19 protein-coding genes are annotated in these 24265 nt (G+C 61.9%); 13 read left to right on the top strand and 6 right to left on the bottom strand.

Translation table 11 applies throughout. The features are described 5' to 3' along the window. Positions 1-71: 71 nt before the first annotated feature. The 3 genes from coaE (at position 72) to DAD186_RS05610 (ending at position 3439) form a co-directional block, all read left to right on the top strand. Positions 72-746: a dephospho-CoA kinase gene (gene coaE, locus DAD186_RS05620; protein ID WP_065247858.1), complete on the top strand. Its 675-nt coding sequence runs from the start codon at positions 72-74 to the stop codon at positions 744-746. A gap of 23 nt (positions 747-769) precedes the next feature. After that, entirely contained in the window at positions 770-2869 is a 2100-nt protein-coding gene (uvrB, locus tag DAD186_RS05615; protein WP_065247857.1) for an excinuclease ABC subunit UvrB, read from the top strand. Positions 2870-2965: 96 nt separating this feature from the next. Then, on the top strand, positions 2966-3439 hold the full coding sequence (locus DAD186_RS05610) for a YbhB/YbcL family Raf kinase inhibitor-like protein (RefSeq protein WP_065247856.1): 474 nt from the start codon (positions 2966-2968) through the stop codon (positions 3437-3439). A 9-nt stretch (positions 3440-3448) separates the two neighbouring features. Here DAD186_RS05610 and DAD186_RS05605 read toward each other — a convergent pair whose 3' ends face one another. Beyond that, entirely contained in the window at positions 3449-4141 is a 693-nt protein-coding gene (locus tag DAD186_RS05605; protein ID WP_082991103.1) for an MBL fold metallo-hydrolase, read from the bottom strand. 50 nt (positions 4142-4191) lie between these two features. On the opposite strand from DAD186_RS05605, the gene uvrA reads away from it, so the two are divergent. The 9 genes from uvrA to secG all read left to right on the top strand — a co-directional run bounded on the left by uvrA (position 4192) and on the right by secG (position 15515). After that, on the top strand, positions 4192-7026 hold the full coding sequence (gene uvrA / locus DAD186_RS05600) for an excinuclease ABC subunit UvrA (protein ID WP_065247855.1): 2835 nt from the start codon (positions 4192-4194) through the stop codon (positions 7024-7026). Further along, positions 7026-8942, top strand: a complete 1917-nt coding sequence (gene uvrC / locus DAD186_RS05595) for an excinuclease ABC subunit UvrC (protein ID WP_065247854.1) — start codon at positions 7026-7028, stop codon at positions 8940-8942. The genes uvrA and uvrC overlap by 1 nt, the downstream gene beginning before the upstream one ends. 13 nt (positions 8943-8955) lie before the next feature. Further along, positions 8956-9858 (top strand): RNase adapter RapZ, encoded by a 903-nt coding sequence (gene rapZ, locus DAD186_RS05590; RefSeq protein WP_065248747.1) that lies wholly within the window; start codon positions 8956-8958, stop codon positions 9856-9858. Then, positions 9858-10880, top strand: a complete 1023-nt coding sequence (locus DAD186_RS05585; protein WP_082991102.1) for a gluconeogenesis factor YvcK family protein — start codon at positions 9858-9860, stop codon at positions 10878-10880. Before rapZ ends, DAD186_RS05585 begins: the two co-directional genes overlap by 1 nt. 1 nt (position 10881) lies before the next feature. Next, positions 10882-11865 carry a DNA-binding protein WhiA gene (whiA, locus tag DAD186_RS05580; protein ID WP_065247853.1) on the top strand — a complete coding sequence of 328 codons (984 nt, stop codon included), beginning with the start codon at positions 10882-10884 and terminating at the stop codon, positions 11863-11865. Positions 11866-12029: 164 nt separating this feature from the next. Beyond that, entirely contained in the window at positions 12030-13034 is a 1005-nt protein-coding gene (gene gap / locus DAD186_RS05575) for a type I glyceraldehyde-3-phosphate dehydrogenase (protein ID WP_065247852.1), read from the top strand. Positions 13035-13182: 148 nt separating this feature from the next. Beyond that, positions 13183-14379 carry a phosphoglycerate kinase gene (locus DAD186_RS05570; protein ID WP_065247851.1) on the top strand — a complete coding sequence of 399 codons (1197 nt, stop codon included), beginning with the start codon at positions 13183-13185 and terminating at the stop codon, positions 14377-14379. A gap of 2 nt (positions 14380-14381) precedes the next feature. Then, complete coding sequence (gene tpiA / locus DAD186_RS05565) at positions 14382-15164, top strand: triose-phosphate isomerase (RefSeq protein ID WP_065247850.1); 783 nt, start codon at positions 14382-14384, stop codon at positions 15162-15164. A 108-nt stretch (positions 15165-15272) separates the two neighbouring features. Next, on the top strand, positions 15273-15515 hold the full coding sequence (gene secG / locus DAD186_RS05560; RefSeq protein ID WP_065247849.1) for a preprotein translocase subunit SecG: 243 nt from the start codon (positions 15273-15275) through the stop codon (positions 15513-15515). A gap of 16 nt (positions 15516-15531) precedes the next feature. Here secG and aroD read toward each other — a convergent pair whose 3' ends face one another. The 5 genes from aroD to tkt all read right to left on the bottom strand — a co-directional run bounded on the left by aroD (position 15532) and on the right by tkt (position 22934). Further along, the gene (gene aroD, locus DAD186_RS05555) at positions 15532-16308 is read right to left on the bottom strand and encodes a type I 3-dehydroquinate dehydratase (protein ID WP_065247848.1); all 777 of its coding nucleotides are present in this window, start codon (positions 16306-16308) and stop codon (positions 15532-15534) included. Positions 16309-16361: 53 nt separating this feature from the next. Continuing rightward, on the bottom strand, positions 16362-18059 hold the full coding sequence (gene pgl / locus DAD186_RS05550; RefSeq protein WP_065247847.1) for a 6-phosphogluconolactonase: 1698 nt from the start codon (positions 18057-18059) through the stop codon (positions 16362-16364). Next, the gene (zwf, locus tag DAD186_RS05545; protein ID WP_065247846.1) at positions 18056-19594 is read right to left on the bottom strand and encodes a glucose-6-phosphate dehydrogenase; all 1539 of its coding nucleotides are present in this window, start codon (positions 19592-19594) and stop codon (positions 18056-18058) included. Before zwf ends, pgl begins: the two co-directional genes overlap by 4 nt. A gap of 85 nt (positions 19595-19679) precedes the next feature. Beyond that, entirely contained in the window at positions 19680-20783 is a 1104-nt protein-coding gene (gene tal, locus DAD186_RS05540) for a transaldolase (RefSeq protein ID WP_065247845.1), read from the bottom strand. A gap of 51 nt (positions 20784-20834) precedes the next feature. After that, positions 20835-22934, bottom strand: coding sequence for a transketolase (tkt, locus tag DAD186_RS05535; protein ID WP_065248745.1), 2100 nt, complete (start codon positions 22932-22934; stop codon positions 20835-20837). A gap of 363 nt (positions 22935-23297) precedes the next feature. Between tkt and DAD186_RS05530 the strand changes: the two genes are divergently transcribed. Continuing rightward, positions 23298-24257, top strand: a complete 960-nt coding sequence (locus tag DAD186_RS05530; RefSeq protein ID WP_065247844.1) for a heme o synthase — start codon at positions 23298-23300, stop codon at positions 24255-24257. Positions 24258-24265: the final 8 nt, after the last annotated feature.

Raw genomic sequence — 24265 nt, 5'->3', positions numbered from 1 at the left:
TCTATTGGAGTGGGCGCGAAGTCCTGAAGCAGGCTGTTGCTCAACTCTCCCAAGGCTAGGAGTGAACTCACATGACGCACGTTTCCGTTCCCGACGCTCCCCCCGGAGTGCACCGCATCGGCCTCACGGGGGGCATCGGTTCGGGCAAGTCCACCGTCGGAAAAATCTGGGCCCGAGAAGGGCACCACGTGATCGATTTAGACGCCCTTTCGCGCGCTGTTCTCGACCAACCGGGGGACGGGCTCGAAGAGGCGATTGCCCACTTCGGTGAGGAATACCGTGACTCGGCTACGGGAAGGGCTGACCGTGCGGCACTCGCCACCCTCGTGTTCAACAATTCCCGTGCACGCGCCGAACTCGAAGAGATCGTTCATCGCCACTTGTGGGCCGAGGTGGCAAGGCTCGAAAAGGACTTGGCGAAGACGACAGCCGCGGGGGCATCGCTCCTTGTCGTCCACGATTCACCTTTGCTGTTCGAACTCGGACACGACGCTCATTACGAGGCGATTGTTGTGGTACTTACCCCCGAAGAGGAACGCATTGACCGGGTCGTCCGCGAGCGCGGCAAGACCCGCGAGTACGTTGAGGGGGTGATTCGGGCGCAAGTTTGCGATAAGGAACGCCAGGCCCGAGGCGATGTGTTCATCGACAATGCGGGGGCACCCGAGGGCCTCGAGACGCGTGCCGACGCTGCCTTCGCCGAGGCGTGCGACATCATCGACGATCGACTCCATGCCGCCGACTAGGGGGCGAGCGCTAGGCTTAAGCCATGCGTCCCGTGACTGAACTGACCCGTGCGCTCAAGCCCTTTGAAGTTGTATCCGAGTACAAGCCCGCCGGCGATCAGCCGAAGGCCATTGAAGAACTTGCCGCTCGCATCAATGCCGGTGAACAAGATGTGGTACTCCTCGGCGCGACCGGCACCGGCAAGAGCGCGACCGCGGCGTGGCTGATCGAAAAGCTTCAACGCCCGACCCTCGTGATGGCGCACAACAAAACTCTCGCGGCGCAGCTGGCGAGCGAGTTTCGCGAGCTTCTCCCGAACAACGCGGTCGAGTACTTCGTGAGTTACTACGACTACTACCAGCCAGAGGCGTACGTTCCGCAGTCGGATACCTACATCGAGAAGGACTCCTCGATTAACGCCGAGGTGGAGCGTCTTCGCCACAGCGCGACGAACTCGCTACTGACCCGTCGCGATGTGGTCGTCGTGAGCTCGGTGAGCTGCATTTACGGCCTCGGTACTCCGCAAGAGTACGTGGACCGCATGGTGCTTTTAAAGGTTGGCCAGCAGATTGAGCGCGACGATCTTCTTCGCCAATTTATCGACATGCAGTACGACCGCAATGATGTAGCGTTCGTGCGCGGCACTTTCCGAGTGCGCGGCGATACGGTCGAGATTATCCCCATGTACGAAGAGCTCGCGATTCGCATCGAATTTTTCGGCGATGAGATCGATGCGCTCTACACGCTCCATCCCGTGACCGGTGAGGTGATCCGGGAAGAAGAGCAGATCCATATCTTCCCTGCGTCCCACTACGTTGCGGGTCCCGAACGGCTTCACCGCGCGATCAAGGACATCGAGGCCGAACTTGCCGAGCGTCTTGAAGAGCTCGAGAGCGAGAACAAGCTGCTCGAGGCACAGCGTCTTCGGATGCGCACGACGCACGACATTGAGATGCTCCGCCAGACAGGCACGACGAACGGCGTCGAGAACTACTCGCGTCATTTCGATGGTCGTGGGCCTGGCACGCCGCCGAACACGCTCCTTGACTACTTCCCCGAAGATTTTGTGCTCATCATCGACGAATCGCACGTCACCGTGCCGCAGATTGGTGCGATGTTCGAGGGGGACCGTTCCCGCAAACGCACGTTGGTCGATTTCGGCTTCCGTTTGCCCTCGGCGCTCGACAATAGGCCACTGCGCTTTGATGAGTTCATCGAACGTACGGGACAGACCGTGTACCTCTCGGCGACGCCCGCCCAGTACGAACTAGAACGCTCGAACGGCTACGTCGAGCAGATCATTCGCCCCACCGGGCTCGTGGATCCCGAAGTCATCGTCAAACCCGTGCGAGGGCAGATCGATGATCTTCGTGCGGAGATTGAAAAACGAGTCGGCAAGAACGAACGTGTCCTCGTCACGACGCTCACGAAACGCATGGCCGAAGATCTCACCGACTTCTTGCTGGAAAACGGCGTGCGCGTGCAATACCTGCACTCCGATGTCGACACGCTTCGAAGGGTTGAGCTGCTGCGTGAGCTCCGCCAGGGTGAATTCGACGTGCTCGTGGGAATTAACCTGCTGCGTGAGGGCCTGGACCTACCCGAAGTCTCGCTCGTCGCGATTCTCGATGCCGACAAGGAAGGCTTCCTCCGTTCGCGCACGTCTCTCATCCAGACCATTGGCCGTGCTGCGCGAAACGTGTCCGGTCAGGTACACATGTATGCCGATACGATCACCGATTCGATGCGAGAGGCGATCGATGAGACGAACCGTCGCCGTGAGATCCAGATCGCGTACAACCAGGAGAACGGGATCGATCCGCAGCCTTTGCGCAAAAAAATTGCGGATGTCACAGACATGCTCGCGCGTGAGGATATCGACACCGAATCGCTGCTGGCGACTGACTACCGCAAGGGCAAGGAGCGAATGAAGGGCTCGAGCTCGCCCGAGCGCGGAGGCACGACGGGTAATCGTGCCCTTGACCTGGGGGATAACCCTGAAAAAGCGTTGCGCGAGATGATCGAGGAACTGACCGCGAACATGCATGCGGCGGCCGAGAACCTCCAGTTCGAGGTAGCCGCGCGTATTCGTGACGAAGTGACGGAGCTCAAAAGGGAATTGCGGCAGTTCACGGGTGCTTAGATCGCGATGAACGCATAACCGAGTAGCATTGCCGGATCACTCCGTGCAGCGCCGCTCGGTTATTCCGTTTTCGATCGCTTGCAAGGAGACACCGCCATGCGTATTCACACCGACGCCTTCGCCGAGGGCGAGGCCATTCCCGTTCGCTTTGCCGAGAACGCCGCACACGGGAAAAACATTCACCCCGATCTCTCATGGTCGGAGGCACCGGAGGGCACGCAATCTTTCGCGCTCACCGTCTTCGATCCAGATGCCCCGACCGGCTCGGGATTCTGGCATTGGATCGCTTTCGATATTCCCGCGAGCGTCGCGAGCATCGGGGAAGGTGAAGACCTTCCAGGCAGCGCGCGCGAGTGGGTGAACGATTACGGATATGAGGGCTACGGTGGCCCATGCCCGCCCGAGGGCCGTGTGCATCGCTACATCCACACCGTGCACGCGCTTTCATGCGAAAAGCTTGACGTGCCCGCGGAGGCGACTCAGGCCCAGGCACGCTTTGCGATCTTTGCGAATCAGATCGATTCGGTGAGCCTCACGGGCCGTTTCCAGCTCGCCCCCGAGGCTGCCTGAGCACTTTCGCTACCAGCCGCGCTCGCGCCACTCGTCAAGATGGGGGCGCTCGGCACCGATCGTCGTGTCCTCACCGTGGCCCGGGTATACCCAGGTTTCGTCGGGCAGCACTTGGAAGAGTCGCGTATCAACGTCGTTGATGAGCGATGTGAAGCGCTCCGAATCTCCCTGTGTCGCGCCGACACCCCCGGGAAAGAGGGAGTCTCCGGTGAACACGTGGGTACCGTCGGCCTGCCCCCAATAGATGACCGCGATGGAACCCGGCGTGTGGCCTCGAAGGCTGACGATCTCGAGGTCGTTCACGCCCACCCTGATCGTGTCGCCGTTCGAGAGCGGCACATCGGTGGGGGTGGGGATCTCCGGAGCGTCTTTCGCCCCGGCAAAGGTTTTTGCCTGAGTCGCCGCGCGGATCTGGGCCAGGGCGCCCACATGGTCGTGGTGGGAGTGGGTCGTGAGGATCGAATCGAGGCGTGAGGTGGGGGAGCCCTCCCGAATGAGGCGCATGAGGCGCGGGGCGTCGGCAGCTGCATCGATGAGCAATTGCGCGCCGGAAACTCTGCACGTGAGCAGGTAGGCATTATTGTCGAGCGGGCCGACGGAGGCCTTGCGAATCACAAGTGAACCGAGGGTGCGCACGTCGCTTTCTCCGCCGACCGTCACGCTTCCCGTGTACTGCTTTCTGAGGGTGCTCATGCTCACCATGCTACGGCGGCGCCCTTCGCTTTTCAGAGCCGACTCCTAGAATTGTGAGGGTGAGTGAAGCATTGATTGTGCGCGGTGCGCGCGAACATAACCTCAAGAACATCGACCTCGAGATCCCCCGCAATGCGCTCGTGGTCTTTTCGGGACTTTCGGGATCGGGGAAATCCTCCCTCGCGTTCGACACCATCTTCGCGGAGGGGCAGCGCCGATACGTCGAATCGCTTTCGAGCTATGCGCGGCAGTTCCTCGGGCAGATGGACAAACCGAAAGTGGAGTTCATTGAGGGGCTTTCGCCCGCCGTGTCGATCGACCAGAAATCGACCAACCGCAACCCCCGCTCCACGGTCGGCACAATCACGGAGATTCACGACTACTTGCGCCTCCTTTTTGCGCGCACGGGGATCCAGCACTGCCCTACGTGTGGAGCAGAGATTTCCTCGCAAAGTGCGGAGCAAATGGTCGACGCTCTCCTCGCTTACCCTGAAGGAACGCGCTTCCAGTTGCTCGCACCAGTGGTGAAGGGGCGTAAGGGCGAGCACTCCGACCTTTTGAGCTCACTTCAGTCGCAGGGTTTTTCTCGCGCGCGCATCGACGGCGAGGTCACGCGCCTTTCGAGCGAGATTTCGCTCGCGAAAACGAAGAAGCACACGATTGAGGTCATCGTTGATCGCCTCGCCGTCAAGGACGGCTCACGGACGCGCCTGACCGATTCGGTGGAAACTGCGACCCGACTTTCGGGCGGTGTGGTGGTCGCCGACTTCGTCGATGAAGAGGAAGGCTCCCCCGAGCGTATTCGTCGGTTCTCCGAGAAGCGGGCCTGCCCCAATGAACATCCGCTTGAGCTCGAAGAAATCGAACCTCGATCCTTTTCGTTTAACGCTCCTTACGGCGCGTGCCCGGAGTGCGCGGGCATTGGGACGAGGCTCGAGATTGACCCCGAACTTGTGGTTCCCGATGAATCGGCGACGCTTGCGGAAGGGGCAATTGCGCCGTGGACACTCGGCAGCGCTGATCATCATCAGCAGGTGATGAGCGCACTCGCCGGCGAGCTTGGATTTTCCATGGATACGCCGTGGAAGGATCTTTCTCGCGAAGCGAGGGACGCTCTGCTCAACGGCCATCACTTCAAAGTTCACGTGCGTTACCGCAATCGCTTCGGGCGTGAACGCCGATACTCGACGGGCTTCGAGGGCGTCATGCACTACCTCAAGCGGAGGCACGAGGACACGGAATCCGATTGGGCTCGCGAGCGTTATGAGCAGTTCATGAGGAACGCTCCCTGCCCCGTGTGCCAGGGCCGCAGGCTGAGGCCTGAGGTTCTCGCCATTACCGTTGGGGGAAAGTCAATTGCGGAATTCTCTGATCTCCCCATTGGCGAAGCAAAGAAGTTTCTCGAGGAGGTCGAATTCTCCGAGCGCGATCTGACGATCGCCGAGGAGATCCTCCGCGAGATTCACGCACGCCTCGGGTTCCTCGTGGACGTTGGCCTCAACTATCTCAACCTCTCGCGCGCTGCGGGAACCCTTTCCGGCGGCGAAGCCCAGCGTATCCGTCTTGCGACCCAAATCGGATCGGGGCTTGTGGGCGTGCTGTACGTTCTCGACGAGCCGTCGATCGGCTTGCACCAGCGTGATAACCAGCGTCTCATCCACACCCTCGTGAGGCTGCGCGATCTTGGCAATACTCTCATCGTGGTGGAACACGACGAGGATACTCTTCGCACAGCCGACTGGATCGTGGACATCGGCCCCAAAGCAGGCGAATACGGTGGCGAAGTGGTGTACTCGGGGGCCTACGAAGGGCTCCTTGAGGAACCGCGATCGATCACCGGTCAGTACCTGAGCGGTGAGCGTGCGATCGAGGTGCCGAAGGAACGACGCAAGGTGGATCGCGGTCGCGTGCTCAAAGTGGTGAACGCGCGGGAAAACAATCTTCAGGGAGTGAACGTCACCGTCCCCCTCGGTCTTTTCACCGCGGTCACGGGCGTCTCCGGTTCGGGGAAGTCCACGCTCGTCAACGACATCCTCTACCGTGTGCTCGCCAAAAACCTCAATCGTGCACGCGTCGTTCCTGGCCGTCACACGCGAGTGGAGGGACTTGAGAACCTCGACAAGGTCGTGCACGTCGACCAATCGCCGATTGGTCGCACGCCCCGCTCGAACCCCGCCACGTATACGGGCGTGTGGGATCGCATTCGAACGCTCTTTGCGCAGACGGCCGAGGCGAAGGTTCGCGGCTATAAGGCGGGGCGCTTCTCCTTTAACGTCAAGGGAGGGCGCTGCGAAAACTGCGCCGGCGACGGCACGATCAAGATCGAAATGAACTTCCTTCCGGACGTCTATGTGAAGTGCGAAGTGTGTCACGGGGCCCGCTACAACTCCGAGACCCTCCAGGTGCATTTCAAGGGCAAGAACGTCGCTGAGGTACTCGACATGCCCATCGCCGAAGCCGTCGAGTTCTTCGAAGCGGTTCCTGCCATCCATCGTCAGCTTGCGACCCTCGTGGAAGTGGGGCTCGGCTACGTGCGACTCGGGCAGTCCGCCACCACGCTCTCGGGTGGTGAGGCGCAGCGCGTGAAGCTCGCGGCGGAACTTCATAAGCGCTCGAAGGGCCGCACGATTTACGTGCTTGACGAGCCGACTACAGGTCTCCATTTCGAGGACATCAAGAAGCTTCTTGCGGTGCTCCAGGGACTTGTGGACAAGGGGAACTCCGTGGTCGTCATCGAGCACAATCTCGACGTCATCAAGAGCGCCGACTACCTCATCGACCTCGGTCCAGAAGGCGGTAGCGGTGGTGGTCGCGTGATCGCCACGGGGACGCCCGAGCAAGTCGCCAAGGTCGAGGAGTCCTTCACCGGGCAGTTCCTCAGGGATCTTTTGTAATGGCTGACCCGGCGACGTACCGTCCGGCGCCGGGGTCTATTCCGACGGATCCCGGCGTTTATCGATTCCTCGATCCCGATTCGAGGGTCATCTACGTGGGGAAGGCCAAGAACCTTCGCCAGCGTCTGAGCAATTACTTTCAGGACCTCACGCATCTTCACCCGCGCACCCAAAAAATGGTGACGACCGCGAGCCAGGTGCGGTGGACGGTCGTGACTAGCGACGTCGAGGCGCTCACGCTCGAGTACACGTGGATCAAAGAATTCGACCCGCGCTTTAACGTCAAGTTCCGCGACGATAAGTCCTACCCGTTCCTCGTCGTGACGATGGGCAACAAGGTTCCACGGGCGATGATCACGCGCAAAGAACGCCACAAATCCGATCGCTCGTTCGGACCGTACGCTCACGTGTGGGCCATCCGCGAAACGCTCGATCTCCTCTTGCGAGTATTCCCCGTAAGAACGTGCACTCAGGGCGTCTATAACCGCGCGGAACGCTCGGGCCGCCCGTGCCTTCTCGGTTTCATCGGGAAGTGCGCGGCGCCGTGCGTGGGCAACGTGAGCCTTGACGAGCATCGCGAACTTGCCGAGAACCTCGTCGCCTTTATGGACGGCAATACGGGCGCTTTCGTGAGGGATCGACGCGCCAAAATGAAAGCCGCTGCGGCCGAGATGGACTACGAGGCCGCAGCCCGATACCGCGATGATCTCGCCGCCCTGGAGAAGGTCATGGAGAAAAACTCGGTCGTGCTGTCGGACGCGACCGATGCGGATCTTGTTGCTCTCGAACTCGATGAGCTTGAAGCCAGCGTGCAGGTGTTCCACGTGCGCGGGGGGCGTATTCGCGGCCAGCGCGGGTGGGTTGCCGAGCTGCTCGATGATTCGGGTCCCGCGGAGCTTATGGAGCGCGCTCTCACCCAGTTGTATCAAGGTACCGACACGAAGCCTCCTCACGAGATTCTCGTGACACACATGCCGTCCCGACCCGATGAGATTCGCGCGCTCCTTGACCGTCAAAGCATCGATATACGGGTGCCCCAGCGGGGCGAAAAGAAAGCTCTTCTCGAGACGGTGAGCGCTAATGCGAAGGAAGCGATGAGGCTTGGCAAGCTCCGCCGCACGGGGGACCTCACTGCGCGCTCTAAAGCGCTCGAAGAACTTGGTGAAGCGCTCGGTATGGACGACGCCCCGCTGCGCATCGAATGCTTCGATATCTCCCACTCGCAAGGCACGAACGTCGTGGGATCGATGGTCGTGTTCGAAGACGGCCTCCCGCGCAAGAGCGAATACCGACGGTTCTCAATCTCGGGCGATGCTGCAAGGGACGATACCGCGAGCATCGAGGATGTGATTCGGCGCCGGCTTCGCCACCACCTCGAACACAAGGAAGCCCGCGCGAGCGGCGAGGCTGTTGACCCCTCCGCAACGCGCTTCGCGTACCCGCCTAATCTCATGATCGTGGACGGCGGTCTCCCACAGGTCAACGCTGCGAAACGCGTCATGGAGGAGATGGGCATCAGCGACATTGCCCTCATTGGCATCGCGAAGCGCCTCGAAGAGGTATGGGTGCCCGATGACGACTACCCCCTCATTCTCCCGCGCACCTCCGAGGCACTCTTTTTGATCCAACGCCTTCGCGACGAAGCACACCGATTCGCGATCACCTTCCACCGATCAAAGCGAGGACGCTCCATGCACGAGAGCGTGCTTGACGAAATTCCGGGCCTCGGACCGAGCCGACGCAGGGCCCTCCTCGACCGGTTCACCACGGTCGACGCTATTCGTAAGGCCCGCGTCGAGGATCTCGAGAGTGTTCCCGGGATTGGCCCTTCACTCGCGGCAACGATCCACGGCACACTACAATCCGAAGAGCGGGCCCCTGCGGTAAACATGACGACGGGAGAGATTCTTGAGTGATCACACGAAAGACCTGAGCGACGCCGAGGCTCAGCAGGCGTCGGACCAAAGCGGTGTGTCTCCGGAAATTGTCATCATCACGGGACTTGCCGGAGCGGGGCGTGAAACCGCCGCACACGCCCTTGAAGACATGGGCTGGTACGTCGTCTACAACATTGCGCCACAGTTGATTCGCACGCTTTTCGATCTTCAGTCGCAGGCTGTAGGTCGCGCCAATCGCTTTGCGGTCGTCACCGATCCTCGTTCGGGCCCGTTCTTCAACGATTTGCCCGAGGTGATTCAGGATCTGCGTGAGCAAGAAGTCCGCACGCGCCTCGTTTTCTTGAGTGCCGACCAAAATACCCTCGTGCGCCGCTTCGACTCGGTGCGCCGCCCTCACCCTCTTCAGGGAGAGGAGGGAGTGCTCGAAGGCATCCGCCGTGAGCGTGAGCAGCTTGCCCCGCTTCGTCGCATGGCTGACATCGTCATCGACACCTCGCCTCTTAACGTCCATCAGCTCTCGATGCGCATGCGCAAAGAGTTTGGCGAAGGTGACGACCACACCGTTACCGTTAACGTTCTTAGTTTCGGCTTCAAGTACGGAATTCCCATTGAATCGGATTACGTTGCCGACGTGCGCTTCCTCCCGAACCCGTACTGGGTCCCGGAGCTTCGCGACAAGCGCGGCATCGATAAAGAGGTCGCGGATTACGTTCTTGAACAGGCCAACGCGCAAGAGTTCATCGCCCGCTACGTCGACATGCTCATTCCCGTCCTTCGTGGGTATCGTGAGGAAAACAAACAATTTGCGGCTGTCGCGATCGGATGCACCGGTGGAAAACATCGCTCCGTCGCAGTCGCGGAAACCGTTGGGGATGAACTTCGCAAGCTCGGCTACCCCGTGCGCGTGCGCCACCGCGACCTCGGCCGGGAGTAATGACCGTGAGTGCGAATGTTCCGAGGCGTACGTCCTCACTCATGCCCACGCCTCTTCGCAGCCGCACACGTGGGCCCAAAGTCGTGGCCTTCGGCGGTGGGCACGGCCTTTCGGCAAGCCTCAATGCGCTTCGACACCTCACGCGCGACCTCACCGCCGTCGTCACGGTCGCCGATAACGGAGGCTCTTCGGGCAGGCTCCGAGCTGAAATGCCGATCCTTCCGCCCGGGGACCTCCGCATGGCGCTGTCCGCCCTGTGTGAAGATTCGGAATGGGGAGTGACATGGCGCGATGTCGTACAGCATCGCTTCACCTCCGAGGGCGACATGGATGGCCACTCTCTCGGCAACTTCCTCATCGTTGCCCTTTGGCAGCTCCTGGACGACCCTATCGCCGCGCTCGACTACGTGGGCGAGCTCCTCGGCACCTCTGGGCGTGTGCTGCCCATGGCGCTCGAGCCTCTCGACATTGAAGCTCTCGTGTCGTTCCCGGGGGAGGGGACACGGACAATCCGTGGACAGGCGGATGTTGCCGCGACCACCGGCCACGTCGAAACCTTGCGCGTGATCCCGCCCGAGCCCGCCATCGCACGCGAGGTCCTTGATTCCATCGATGAGGCCGATTGGCTCGTGATCGGCCCCGGCAGTTGGTACACCTCGGTTCTCCCGCACGTGAAAATCCCCGAATTGCGCGAGGCGATCGAGCATACGAAAGCACGGAAAATTCTCACGATGAATCTTGCGGCGGGGCGCTCGGAAACCGTCGGACTCACCGGGGTTGACCTCCTGAACATCGTGTGTGATGCGGCGCCAGGCCTCGCGTTCGACGCCCTCATTGCCGACCCTTCCGCCGAACGAGACGGCGGGAAAGCACTGACGAGCGTCGCTCACGAACGTGGAATTGACGTTCTCATGCGCATGGTGTCGACCGGCGATGGAACCCCCACACACGATCCACTTCGACTCGCGACCGCGTATCGCGACGTGTTTAATGGCGTTTTCACCCACCCACGGAAGGACTGAAATGGCCCTGACTGCCGATGTCAAGGAGGAGCTCTCCCATCTCGACGTGACGCGCGTAAGTGCGCGTAAAGCGGAGGTGGCAACCCTTTTGCGCTTTGCGGGTGGGCTTCACCTCGTGGGCGGTCGCGTGTCAATTGAAGCCGAACTCGACCAGTCGGCGAGCGCGCGCAGGCTCAAAACCTACGTGGCTGATCTTTACGGTCACGCAAGTGAGGTGACCGTACTCGCGGCATCGGGTATCCGACGCTCGACTCGCTACATCGTGCGCGTTCTTTCTGATGGGGCGATGTTTGCGAAACAAACCGGCCTTCTCGACGCGCGTTCACGGCCCGTTCGTGGGCTTCCGCCGCTCGTCGTTGGCGGTAGCGCTGAGGATCAGGCTGCCGCGTGGCGCGGGGCCTTCCTCGCCCACGGAAGCCTCACCGAACCCGGCCGAAGCGCGGCGCTTGAACTCACGTGCCCTGGCTCCGAAGTCGCTCTCGCCATGGTGGGCTCGGCACGTCGGCTCGGGATCCAGGCAAAATCGAAGGAAGTCCGCGGCACCGATCGGGTGGTGATTCGCGACGGCGAGGCCATTGGTCAGATGCTCACGCTCATGGGAGCGGAGAAAACCGCGGCACTGTGGAACGACAAGCGCTCGAAGCGCGAGGTGCGCGCCACCGCAAATCGGCTCGCGAACTTTGACGATGCTAATCTGCGCCGCTCCGCACGAGCCGCCGTGGCCGCAGGTGCGCGGGTCGAGAGGGCGCTTGAAATTCTGGGAGACGACATTCCCGATCACTTGCGCGCTGCGGGCCAATTGCGGATCGAGCATCGCCAGGCGAGCCTCGAGGAGTTGGGACAACTTGCCGACCCGCCCATGACAAAGGACGCGGTAGCGGGGAGGATTCGACGCCTTCTCGCCCTTGCCGACAAGACCGCCGAAGAGCGCGGCATTCCGGGAACTGAGGCCAACATTAGTCCCGAATTGTTAGATGGGGAATAAAAAATCGCTTTTGAGCCCGGTTTTTCGTCCAGGTTCCTGTGAGCCTCGCATCACAGCGTTGATAGGATTAAGGCAACCCGCGCATGCGGGATCCATGCGTACAACGAGGTGCGCGAAGCCCAGTCCCACACGGCGGAAACGCCGCCGTGCACCAAGGAGGAACTGTGACCGTAAAGGTTGGTATTAACGGATTCGGTCGTATCGGCCGTAACTTCGCGCGCGCTGCTTTTGAGCAGGGTGCGGACATCGAGATCGTTGCCGTCAACGACCTCACCGACACCAAGACCCTTTCGCACCTCGTGAAGTACGACTCGATCCTCGGCCGCTTCAACGGCGACGTTGAGTCCACCGAGGATTCGATCACCATTGACGGCAAGTCGATCAAGGTGTTCTCGGAAAAGGATCCGGCAGCGATCGACTGGGCGTCGGTTGGCGCTGAGATCGTCGTGGAGTCGACTGGTCTCTTCACCGACGCTGAGAAGGCTAAGGCACACCTCGGTGACACCGTCAAGAAGGTCATCATCTCGGCTCCGGGCAAGAACGTTGACGCGACCTTCGTCGTCGGCGTGAACGAGGGCGACTACGACGCTGACAACCACCACGTGGTCTCGAACGCGTCGTGCACGACCAACTGCCTCGCGCCGCTCGCGAAGGTCCTCAACGATGAATTCGGCATCGTCAAGGGCCTCATGACCACGGTGCACGCCTACACGGGCGACCAGCGCATCCTTGATGCGCCCCACAAGGACCTGCGCCGCGCCCGCGCCGCAGCCCTCAACATCATCCCGACCAAGACCGGTGCTGCTGCTGCCGTTGCTCTCGTGCTCCCCGAGCTCAAGGGCAAGTTCGATGGCTACGCACTCCGCGTTCCCACGCCGACCGGCTCGGTCGTGGACCTCACCTTCGAGGCTGAGCGCGAGGTTTCCGTCGAGGACATCAATGCTGCCGTGAAGAAGGCCGCTGAGGGCCCGCTCAAGGGCGTTCTCGCCTACACCGAGGATCCGATCGTGTCGAAGGACATCGAGACCGATCCGCACAGCTCGATCTTCGACGCTGGCTGCACCAAGGTCATCGGCAACCAGGTCAAGGTTGTGTCGTGGTACGACAACGAGTGGGGCTACTCGAACCGCCTCGTTGACCTGACCGTCCTTATGGGCGAGAAGCTCTGATTCTCCCCAACGCTCACTCTTGAGTACCTCGATGAAGGGTCCGCGTCACGGCACGGCTGTGGGCGCGGGCCCTTCGTCCACCCGGGGCATCATGCCCCACACGGGGCGTGCAATCGCCGCCCCGCCCCTTTTCATAAGGATGTGACCCATGCTTAAGACCATCGATTCGCTCGGCGACCTCGCCGGCAAGCGCGTTCTCGTGCGCGCTGATCTCAACGTTCCGCTCGACGGCACGACCATCACGGACGATGGCCGTATCCGTGCCTCGTTGCCGACGATCAATGCGCTGCGCGAGAAGGGCGCGCGCGTCATCGTGACCGCTCACCTCGGCCGCCCCAAGGGCACACCGGACCCCAAGTTCTCCCTGAAGCCCGCCGTGGATCGCCTGAGCGAGCTCCTCGAAGCACCCGTCGCTTTCGCGACCGATACGGTCGGCGAGAGCGCCAAGGAGACCGTCGAGAATCTCAAGGACGGTGAAGTCGCCGTTCTCGAAAACGTCCGCTTCAACGCTGGCGAAACGAGCAAGGACCAAGCCGAGCGCGAAGCGTTCGCGAAGGAGCTCGCTGCACTCGCTGACGCCTTCGTTTCCGACGGCTTCGGCGTTGTCCACCGCAAGCAGGCCTCGGTCTACGACGTGGCGAAGCTCCTGCCCGCCGCGGCAGGCTCGCTCGTCGAGAAGGAGGTTGCTTCGCTGCGCAAGGTCACCGATGAGCCGGCACGCCCGTTCGTCGTGATCCTCGGTGGCTCGAAGGTTTCCGACAAGCTCGGCGTTATCGACAACCTCCTCGGCAAGGCCGACCGCCTCCTCATCGGCGGTGGCATGAGCTACACCTTCCAGAAGGCGCTTGGGCACGAGGTCGGCAAGTCGCTTCTCGAAGAAGACCAGGTCGAGACCGTGAAGGGCTACCTCAAGCGCGCCGAGGAATCGGGCGTTGAGATTGTCCTTCCGGTCGACAACGTCGTGTCCGAGAACTTCGGGCCGGACGGCCCCGCCGACGTCGTTCCCTCGAACGAAATCCCGGCCGAAAAGGAAGGCCTCGACATCGGCCCGAAAACCCGCGAACTGTTCGCCTCGAAGCTCGGCGATGCAGGCACCGTGTTCTGGAACGGCCCCATGGGCGTGTTTGAGTTCGAGCTCTACGCCGACGGCACGAAGGCTATTGCCGAGGCGCTCGCCGAGTGCCCGGGCTACACGGTTGTGGGCGGCGGCGACTCCGCTTCCGCAATCCGCAACCTCGGCTTTGACGAAGCACGCTATTCCCATATTTCCACCGGCGGCGGTGCCAGCCTCGAGCTCATCGAGGGCAAGGAACTGCCGGGTATCGCCATTCTTGAGGAGAAGTGATTATGACTCGCACACCGCTTATCGCAGGTAACTGGAAGATGAACCTCACCCACATCGAGGCGCAGGCACTTCTTGAGGATCTCGTTGAGAACCTCAAGGAAGCCGGCCACAAGGCCGATGCCGTGGAGGTCGCGGTTCTTCCCCCGTTCGTGGACATCCGCACCGTGCAGACCGTTCTCGATGGCTCGAATTCCGGCATCGCTTTCGGAGGCCAGGATATTTCCGAGCACGAGTCGGGCGCGTACACGGGCGAGGTCTCGGGCACGATGCTCAAGGCTCTCGGCGCGACCTACGCCGCTGTTGGCCACTCGGAGCGTCGTCAGTACCACGGTGAGACCGAGCAGGTGACCAACGCTAAGGTCAAGGCCGCCCTCGCGAATGAGCTTTCGCCCATCCTGTGCGTTGGCGAACCGCTCGAAGAGCGCAAGGCTGGCAAGCATGTCGAGTACACCCTTGCTCAGGTCGAGGGCGGTCTCGAAGGCCTCTCGGCAGAGGAGGTCAAGAAGGTCGTCATCGCGTACGAACCAGTGTGGGCAATCGGCACCGGCGAAGTCGCGACGAGTGAAGACGCGCAGGAAGTGTGTCACGAGATTCGCGATCTTCTCCAGACGAAGTTCGGCGACGAGGTGGCAGACGCCGTGCGAGTGCTTTACGGCGGCTCGGTGAAGTCCTCGTCGATCGTGGACCTCATGCAGCAGGCCGATGTTGACGGTGCCCTCGTGGGCGGCGCTTCGCTTAAGGCCGATGAGTTCGCGAGGATCGCCACCTACAACGTGGCTGCTTGATTTCCCTCACGAACGAAGTAGTGTGCTACGCGGCTCGGCCATAGGCTGGGCCGCGTAGCGTATTGTTAACGTCGTTGCCCGTTTTTCAATCGAAGGAATCGCCCGGTCATGGAAATTCTGAAGATCGCACTCTTCATTCTTCTTGCGATCACGAGCCTCCTGCTCATGATGTTCATCCTCATGCACAAGGGGCGCGGCGGCGGCCTTTCCGACATGTTCGGCGGCGGCATCTCGACCGGCGCGGGTTCTTCGGGCGTTGCCGAACGCAACCTTAATATCATCACGACCATCGTCGGCGTGGTGTGGCTCGGTTGTGCGATCGGCATCGCCGTGCTCGAACGCTTAGGGTAATCGCCCCTCGGGCGCGCTACCGCTCAAGGAGAGCAGCGAGGGCACGGGCGCTTGGCTGCCCGGGGGCGGATTCGGGTCCGACGGTGGCAAAGCAGGCGTCGGAACCAAAAACTCCGCCGGCAAGCCGGCTCACCCTGCCAAGGCGCCCCATGGCAATCGCCATGAGCGCATGCTCAAGCCTGTTTCTTGCCTCGAGGCCAGCACCGAGGAGCGCGAGAACATCCTCGGGGGTATGAGGCATGACGGCGAGCTTGGCGACGGCACGATCGGCAGGCGCGAGAGTCGCCATGTATTCGAGCATGGCGAGCATTTCTTCACGCGTAGGAGTGGCATCGAAGAAATGACGCGAGAGAACGACGGGGAGGCCCGACTTTTCAGCCGCGTCGAGAACGGCGCTGGTGGCGGCGGGGTGACGCGCCACTTCCACGTCGATGGCATGCGCGAGGCCGGAGCTCGTAATCGAGCAGAGCAGCTCGGCGTACACGTCGTCGGAAACACCCCACTCACCGCCCTCGCCTGCGGTCCGTATCGTGGCGAGGAGAGGCAGTGAGGAAGCGACCTCACTAACGCCCTGAAGTGCGGCGTAGGCACGTTCTTTGGCAGTAGCTGGGGAAGCTTGGGAAGCGGCTAGGACGTGGTCGAGGCGCACCTCGAGAATTTCCACGGGAGCATCGAGAGCCGCGTGAGCCTCGGCCTTAAGCTCATCGAGCGTTGACCCCAAGACGGGCGCGATGATCGCCGTCTCGTGCTCCGCGCCAAGCGGAACATTACCGATCATCACGCCCGTTGTCATGGGATCTCCATCTATGTTTCCCCGCATTCGACGAGTGCGGGGCCGATGATTGCTCAGAGGAAGTGCGCGGCTTCCTTATCAAGGAACCACGTTGTTGATTCGGTACCGCGCACCGCGGAGGCAGGGCACTGTGCCGCATCGATCTTCGTATGCGCGGTCTTCACGGCCTGCGCCTTATCGAAGCCCGCCACGAGGAATGACACGTGGCGCGAGCTGTTGAGAACCGGCCAGGAAAGCGAAATGCGTTCCGAAGGAGGCTTCGGGGACTGACGCACGGGAACCGCGTAGGCCGAGGTTGCGCGTGCATCGGGGTGCTCCGGGAAAAGCGAAGCCACGTGGCCGTCGGGTCCGACACCGAGAAGGAGCACATCGAAATACGCTTCGCCCTGGGTAGTAAAAGCGGAGTCACCACCTTGAATGGTCAGCTGTTGGCCGTACCACGCGGCAGCCTCGTCGAGGCTCATGCCCGCGTCGGCCCCGGGAATCGTGTGGACGTTGTACACGGGGATTCCCGCGCCGGTCGTCAGGGCCGATATCACGGGCCGATCGTTACGATCCGAGGACTTCGCCGCGACGAACCTTTCATCGCCCCACCACACGTGGAGCTTTGACGTATCCACCTCGGCGAACTCGAGAGAAATGGCGATGCGCTCGGCTGTCGCCGTACCCGCACGCCCGCCGGTGAGCACGAGATGCGCGATTCCGCGTTCCTCAATCGCGGCGGCGATGCGCGCAACAGCGTCCTTCGCCACGGCCTTCACCACGGCATCCATATCGGCCGTGAAAACGTCGGTAGGTTCGGGCTTGCCAACGGCGAAACTGCCCGGATCGCCCGTGAGGGGGAACGCTTTTTTGAGAACGTCGCCGTAGACGTCATCGGGATCGAGGCGACGCAATTCCTCGCTCAAGAGGTCATACATCGTGCGCTTGGGCATCGTCACGAACTGATCGTCATTGTTGCCGGGAAGACTCATCGTGATGCCCTCCTCGCTTGAGCGCATGAGGCGAATATCGCCGTCCGCGCGATGCAGTGTCACGGCACTCAAGCCATGATCGGCCTCAACCGCCTTGAACTCCACGGGCACATCGTCTCCGAGCGAGTTCTGCAGCCATGATTGCATGAGCAGCGAAGACGGATTGTTCTCGATCCCCTCGACCGTAATTGCGGTGGGCGTAGGTGCCGGCGGATAGTCGTACGCGGTAGCAACGAGACCGCGCCAGTTGGTGATGCGCGACCACGAGAGATCGGAATCTCCGGACTTATAGCCGCGAGCCAAGCGCAAAAGCGAAGATTTCGGGTTCTCACACTGGTAGACGTCGGTAATGCGACGCTGGGCGATCGCCCCGAGCGGGTCCTGGGACGGTGAAGCTGGAGGCGTGTACGGCCACCACGTGACAATCGGCGCATCCGGGAGGAGGAGCGGTGTGATGAGCGTGTCGAGACCCGCGTTCACGCGCCCGTGTGCCCGGAGAATAATGACCTCTCCCGCACCCGCGTCGGTGCCAACGCGAATCTCCGCGTCAAGGGCGTCGCGCGTCGAGCCGTGTTCGGTCACGATCACGATGATGCGGGCAGGGTGCTCCTGGCTCGCGCGAACGGCCGCTTTGATCGGGTCATCGAGCGAACCCGTGTGTGTCACGATCACGAGGGTCGCGACGCGATTGAGGGAGATGAGCCCCTCCTCCTCGCGCAAATCGCGAAGCCTCGCGCTGATTTGCGAAGCGGTGGTGTTCTCAAGGGTGGAAATCATGGACGCCTCCAAGTGCGGCCGTCGCGGGCCATCATGTCGTGTGCGGTCTGCGGCCCCCACGTGCCGGAGCGGTACGGGGCTGGCGGCATGTGTTCATCCCAGAATTCAAGGATGGGGTCGAGAATCTGCCATGAAAGTTCGACCTCTTTTTGCCGCGGGAAGAGCGGGGGAGCGCCACGCAGAACATCGAGAATCAGACGCTCGTACGCCTCAGGTGACTCTTCCGTGAACGTCGAGCCGTACGCGAAGTCCATATTGACGTCGCGTACCTCCATTTGCGTGCCGGGCACCTTGGAGCCGAATCGCATCGTCACGCCCTCGTCTGGCTGAACGCGGATGACAACCGCGTTCTGGCCGAGATCGACCGTGTCGGTATCGCGGAACGGCAAGAACGGAACTTGCTTGTAGACGATTGCGATCTCTGTGACGCGGCGGCCAAGGCGCTTGCCTGCGCGGAGATAGAACGGCACACCAGCCCATCGGCGCGTGTTGACCATGAGCTTAATCGCGGCAAAGGTCTCGGTCGTCGAATCTGGGGAAATGCCGTCTTCCTCGAGGTACCCGTTGACCTGCTCGCCGCCTTGCCATCCACCCACGTACTGACCGCGCGCCGTGCCTTCGGCGAGGTTCTCGGGCAGTTCGATCGCGGAGAGCACCTTTTCTTTTTCATTTCGAAGCTCGGCGGCATCGAACGTAATGGGCTCTTCCATCGCCGTGAGAGCGAGGAGCTGAAGCAAGTGGTTCTGGATGACGTCGCGAGCCGTGCCGATGCCGTCGTAGTACCCGGCGCGGGTGCCGATGCCGATGTCTTCGGCCATCGTAATTTGTACGTGATCGACATAGCGCGAGTTCCACACCGGTTCGAACATTTGGTTCGCGAACCGGAACGCCAGGAGATTTTGCACCGTCTCCTTGCCGAGGTAGTGGTCGATGCGGAAGATTTCCTCGGGCTTAAAGACTTTTTCGACGATGTCGTTGAGTTCGCGTGCGCTGTCGAGATCGTGCCCGAAGGGTTTTTCAATCACGACGCGGCGCCACGAGTTTTCCGAGGGCGTGTTAAGTCCGGACTGTGCGAGCTGCTCGGCCACCTGGGGGAAGGCGCTCGGGGGAATGGAGAGATAGAAGGCGTGGTTGCCGCCCGTTCCCCGGGACTCGTCGAGTTCGCTTACCACTCGCGTGAGTTCCTCGAAAGCCTCCGTGTCATCGAAGGCACCCGTGACGAAACGCAGGCCGCCCCGGAGCTGTTCAAAGGCATGCTCGTTAAAGGGGGTACGCGCGTACTTTTCTACGCTTTCCCGCATGTACGTCGCGAAGTCGTCGTGGCTCCACTCGCGTCTGCCGAAGCCCACGAGACCGAAGGCCGGGGGGAGGAGACCGCGGTTATGGAGGTCATAGATGGCGGGGAGCAGTTTTTTGCGGGCAAGATCGCCCGTCACACCGAACATCACGACCGAGCACGGTCCAGCGATGAGGGGGAGGCGACGGTCGCGCGTGTCGCGCAAGGGGTTGCCGGGTGCAGCTTCGTTCTGCCTCACTGTGGTCCTTTGTGTAGGGATATGTGTGTGTCGCACCCGTGCCCGCGCACCCAAGAAAGGGCACGCGGGCACGAGGCTTCAAGGTTTACTTGGTGGACGCAGCGGCGTCCCGGACTGCCGAGAGGAGTTCCTCCCACGCGGTCTCGAACTTTTCGACGCCCTCGCGCTCGAGAACCGCGAAGACATCGTCGAGATCGACGCCAACGGAGCTGATCTTCTCGAGCGTGGTGCGCGCGGCTGCAAAGTCGCTCTCAGTCAGCGAACCTTCGACCCGAGCGTGGTCGGCGACCGCCTCGAGAGTCTTTCCCGGAACCGTGTTCACGACCGGGTTGGCCACGAGTCGGTCGACGTACATCGTGTCCGGGTAGGCCTCGTTCTTGACGCCCGTGGAAGCCCACAGCGCGCGCTGAGGGTTGGCGCCCTTCGCCTTGAGCGCTGAAAAACGCTCGGAATTCACGTACTCGAGGTATTCGGCAAATGCCGCTTGCGCGTTGGCAAGGCCAGCCTTGCCACGAAGCTCGAGGGCATCGCCGCCGATGGCTTCGAGCCGCTTGTCGACTTCGCTGTCCACACGGGACACGAAGAGCGAGGCGACCGAATGGATGCGGGAAAGATCAACGCCGTTCTCGGCGGCTTTTTCGAGGCCAGCGAGGTAGGCATCGATCACCTGGCGGTAGCGCTTGAGCGAGAAGATCAGCGTGACGTTGACGCTGATGCCCTCGGCGATGGCGCGAGTGATCGCCGGGAGTCCCTCATCAGTCGCGGGGATCTTGATCATGACGTTCTCGCGGTCCACGAGCGCGTGGAGAGACTTCGCTTGCTCGACGGTCCGCTCTTCGTCGTGGGCGAGGCGAGGATCAACCTCGATCGACACACGACCGTCAAAGCCGCTCGACTTCTCGTAGGTCGGCTTGAACACGTCGCACGCGCTGCGCACGTCCGCAGTCGTGAGCTCGGTGATGGTGTCGTCGACATCGAGGCCTCGCGAGGCTGCGTCGGCAATCGCCGCGTCGTAATCCGACTTTCCGGCGATAGCCGCTTTAAAGATCGCGGGATTCGTGGTGACGCCCACGATGTTGCGCTCGCTCATGAGCTTTTCGAGGTCGCCGCTCTCGATGAGAGCGCGCGAGAGATCGTCAAGCCACAGCGAGACGCCGAGGTCGCTCAGTTTCTGGGTCAGTTCGGTCATGGCAAAACCTTTCGTTAAGAGGTTGCTTGCGCGATATTCCGATGGACTGTTCTACTTTCGGGCTGCGGCGAGGGACTCTTTTGCCTTTGCCGCAACGTTCTCGGCGGTAAAGCCGTACTTCTCGAACAGGAGCGCACCCGAGGCGGACTCGCCGTAGTGCTCGAGCGAGACCGCTCGACCAGCGTCGCCGAGGAAGCGGTACCAGGGCATCGCGATACCCGCCTCGACGCTGACGCGCGCCTTGACCGAGCTCGGGAGAACCGATTCGCGGTACTCCTCGCTTTGCTCGTCGAACCACTCCACGCACGGCATCGACACGAGTCGCGTGGGGATGCCCTCTTCCTCGAGAAGCTTCTGTGCGCCGGCAGCATGTTGTACCTCGGAGCCGGTGGCGATGAGAATGACCTCGGGCTCACCGTTCGAGGCGTCCTTCATGACGTAGGCACCCTTGTCGAGGTTCTCCGCGGCTGCGTACTCGTCGCGATCGAACGTGGGAACGCCCTGACGCGTAAGGATGAGACCCGCTGGACCCTCGTCGCGCTTGAGGATGGCCTTCCATGCCTGGGCCGTCTCGTTCGCGTCGGCCGGACGCACAACCGAGAGGTTCGGGATCGCGCGGTAGGCCGCGAGGTGCTCGACCGGCTGGTGGGTCGGGCCGTCTTCGCCGAGGCCGATCGAGTCGTGCGTCCACACGTAGGTTGCCGGGGTCTTGCACAGCGAAGCGAGGCGCACCGAGCCGCGCATGTAGTCGGCGAATTGGAAGAACGTGCCGCCGTAGGGGCGTGTAAGACCGAAGAGCGAAATACCGCTCAAAATCGCGCCCATGGCGTGCTCGCGGATGCCGAAGTGAAGCGTGCGGCCGTACGGGTTACCCGGGAAATCCTTGGTTTGGTTGGCTTCGGGGATGAACGACGGCTCACCCTTCATGGTCGTATTGTTCGAGCCGGCGAGGTCAGCGGAACCGCCCCATAGCTCGGGCATGACCGAGGCGAGGGCACCGAGAACTTTGCCCGAAGCGGCGCGGGTGGCGATGCCCTTGGCGTCCGCCTCGAACACCGGGAGCGCCGCGTCGAGGTCCTCGGGAAGTTCGCGAGCGGTCAGGCGGTCGTAGAGCGCCGCGGCATCCGGGTTGGCATTGCGCCACTCGTCGAGTTTCGCATCCCACTCGCGGTGCTTCTCGGCACCGCGTTCGATGAGCTTGCGCGCATGAGCGAGGGCGTCCTCGTCAATTTCGAAGGTCTTCTCGGTATCGAAGCCGAGGATGTCCTTGAGGCCCGAGACCGGCTGATCGCCGAGTGCAGAACCGTGAGCGGCGTGGTCGCCCGACTTGCCCGGGGTGGGCCATGCGATCACGGTGCGAAGCTGAATGAAAGTCGGCTTGTCGGTGACCTTCTGGCCCGCGAGGATCGCGTCCTTGAGCTCCTTGAGGTTCTCGACGTAGTCCGTGCCGCCGTTCGTCCAGTCAACGGTGCGCACGTCCCAGCCGAGCGCCTGATAGCGCGCGGCCGTGTCCTCGGTGAACGCGATGTTCGTGTCGCCCTCGATCGAAATCTCGTTGTCGTCCCAGATGACGATGAGGTTGCCAAGCTGTTGGGTGCCCGCGATCGAGCTGGCCTCGTTGCTCACGCCTTCCTGCAGATCACCGTCGGAAGCGAGAACGTAGGTGAACGTGTCAAACGGGCTTTCGCCGGCAGGGGCAGTCGGGTCGAGGAGGCCGCGCACGCGACGCTGTGCCATCGCGAAGCCAACGGAGGAGGCGATTCCCTGGCCGAGCGGGCCGGTCGTCATCTCAACACCAGCGGTGTGGAAATTCTCGGGATGGCCCGGGGTTTTCGAACCTTCGGTGCGGAGGGCCTGAAGATCCTCGAGCTCGAGGCCAAAGCCTCCGAGGAAAAGCTGAAGGTACTGAGTGAGGCTCGTGTGCCCGCACGAAAGGATGAATCGATCGCGACCGAACCACTCCGGGTCCTTCGGGTCGTGGTTCATGATGTCCTGGTACAGGAGGTACGCGGCGGGGGAGAGACTCACGGCAGTGCCCGGGTGCCCGTTGCCGACCTTCTGCACGGCATCGGCGGCGAGGATGCGCGCGTTGTCGATAGCGCGCTTGTCGAGATCGCTCCAGCCCTCGGGGGCTACGAAATTGCTACTCACGAAAGTTTTTCCCTTCCATCGGTTGATCCATCTCGAGCGCCGATGGCGAATCACCATTTCGGCGCGAGGGGCCAAAATCGTGTCGATAGTATCGCGCGAATTTGGGCGAAAGGTGACTGCTGTCTCAGGAAACGCAGGGAGGTTCGGGGATCCGGGGTGCGCCGACGGGGCGGGCGCCGGGATCTTTGGAAGTCACGGTTCCGACGCTTGCCCGGGAGACGTCGGAACCGAGTTTCTAGTGGCGTGACTTACCCGCAAGTTCCTGGCCCCGGACGCGTCGTGCCGGTTATTGTGGAGGGACGTTAGGCCCTTTCCCACTTTTCCCGGCCTCCACAGTCTTCTCCACGCAATCGAGGAACGCGAGTGAATCAAAGCCCCGGCACGACAACCCTCTCCCACAAAGCGACGGCGCAGCGTGGGAAGTCGCAGGAGCCTTCGCTTCGCCGAACCGTCCTCGCGTACGTTGCGCTGACCAAGCCCCGCATCATCGAGCTCCTGCTGATCACGACCATCCCCACGATGTTTCTTGCGGCGGGCGGCTTTCCCTCGTGGCTGCTCATCCTGAACACGATGGTGGGCGGTTACCTCGCTGCCGGCGGCGCGAACGTGCTCAACATGTACCTCGATCGCGATATCGACGCGAAGATGAAGCGCACGAAGAATCGCCCGCTCGTCACGGGAGAAGTATCCCCGCAGGCGGCGCTCACGTTCGGTCTCGTGTTGAGTGCCCTTTCGGTGGCATACCTGTGGGCCTTTGTGAACGCGCCGTCGGCCCTTCTCGCTCTCGGCGCGATCCTTCTGTACGTCGTTTTTTACACGATGATCCTCAAGCGCCGCACGAGTCAAAACATTGTGTGGGGTGGAATCGCCGGTTGCATGCCCGTTCTTATCGGGTGGTCCGCCGTCACGGGAAGCGTGTCGTGGACGGCGTTCTTCCTGTTCCTCGTGATCTTCTTCTGGACCCCGCCGCACTACTGGCCCCTTGCGGAACGCTTCACCCAGGATTATGCGCGAGCCGAGGTGCCGATGCTCCCCGTCGTGAGCTCACGCAAGAACGTGGCGAACCAGATGGTGTTCCATACGCTCATGATGCTCGCGAGCTCGTTCGCGATCATTCCGCTCGCTCCCACGGGCATCGTGTACACCGTGAGTTCGATCGTGTTCGGCGGGTGGTTCCTGTACCTCGTGGTGCGGTACGCGATTCGTGTGCGCCGCGGTGCAGAAGGAAAACAGCTCAACCCCATGGGCGTTTTCCACGCGTCGATTACCTACCTCACGCTCGTGTTCGTCGCTCTCGCGATCGATCCCTTCGTGGCGCTCTAGCGAGAACG

The organism is Dermabacter vaginalis, from assembly GCF_001678905.1.
GTDB classification, from domain to species: domain Bacteria; phylum Actinomycetota; class Actinomycetes; order Actinomycetales; family Dermabacteraceae; genus Dermabacter; species Dermabacter vaginalis.
This window is presented reverse-complemented; position numbering and strand designations above follow the sequence as displayed.

What these genes read in the sequence shown, in the direction of transcription:
- whiA (WP_065247853.1), top strand. Translation starts at nt 10,882, where the DNA reads ATGGCCCTGACTGCCGATGTCAAGGAGGAGCTCTCCCATCTCGACGTG.
- tal (WP_065247845.1), bottom strand. Translation starts at nt 20,783, where the DNA reads ATGACCGAACTGACCCAGAAACTGAGCGACCTCGGCGTCTCGCTGTGG.
- uvrB (WP_065247857.1), top strand. Translation starts at nt 770, where the DNA reads ATGCGTCCCGTGACTGAACTGACCCGTGCGCTCAAGCCCTTTGAAGTT.
- pgl (WP_065247847.1), bottom strand. Translation starts at nt 18,059, where the DNA reads ATGATTTCCACCCTTGAGAACACCACCGCTTCGCAAATCAGCGCGAGG.
- DAD186_RS05585 (WP_082991102.1), top strand. Translation starts at nt 9,858, where the DNA reads ATGACCGTGAGTGCGAATGTTCCGAGGCGTACGTCCTCACTCATGCCC.
- uvrC (WP_065247854.1), top strand. Translation starts at nt 7,026, where the DNA reads ATGGCTGACCCGGCGACGTACCGTCCGGCGCCGGGGTCTATTCCGACG.
- DAD186_RS05570 (WP_065247851.1), top strand. Translation starts at nt 13,183, where the DNA reads ATGCTTAAGACCATCGATTCGCTCGGCGACCTCGCCGGCAAGCGCGTT.
- coaE (WP_065247858.1), top strand. Translation starts at nt 72, where the DNA reads ATGACGCACGTTTCCGTTCCCGACGCTCCCCCCGGAGTGCACCGCATC.
- DAD186_RS05605 (WP_082991103.1), bottom strand. Translation starts at nt 4,141, where the DNA reads ATGGTGAGCATGAGCACCCTCAGAAAGCAGTACACGGGAAGCGTGACG.
- secG (WP_065247849.1), top strand. Translation starts at nt 15,273, where the DNA reads ATGGAAATTCTGAAGATCGCACTCTTCATTCTTCTTGCGATCACGAGC.
- aroD (WP_065247848.1), bottom strand. Translation starts at nt 16,308, where the DNA reads ATGACAACGGGCGTGATGATCGGTAATGTTCCGCTTGGCGCGGAGCAC.
- DAD186_RS05610 (WP_065247856.1), top strand. Translation starts at nt 2,966, where the DNA reads ATGCGTATTCACACCGACGCCTTCGCCGAGGGCGAGGCCATTCCCGTT.
- tpiA (WP_065247850.1), top strand. Translation starts at nt 14,382, where the DNA reads ATGACTCGCACACCGCTTATCGCAGGTAACTGGAAGATGAACCTCACC.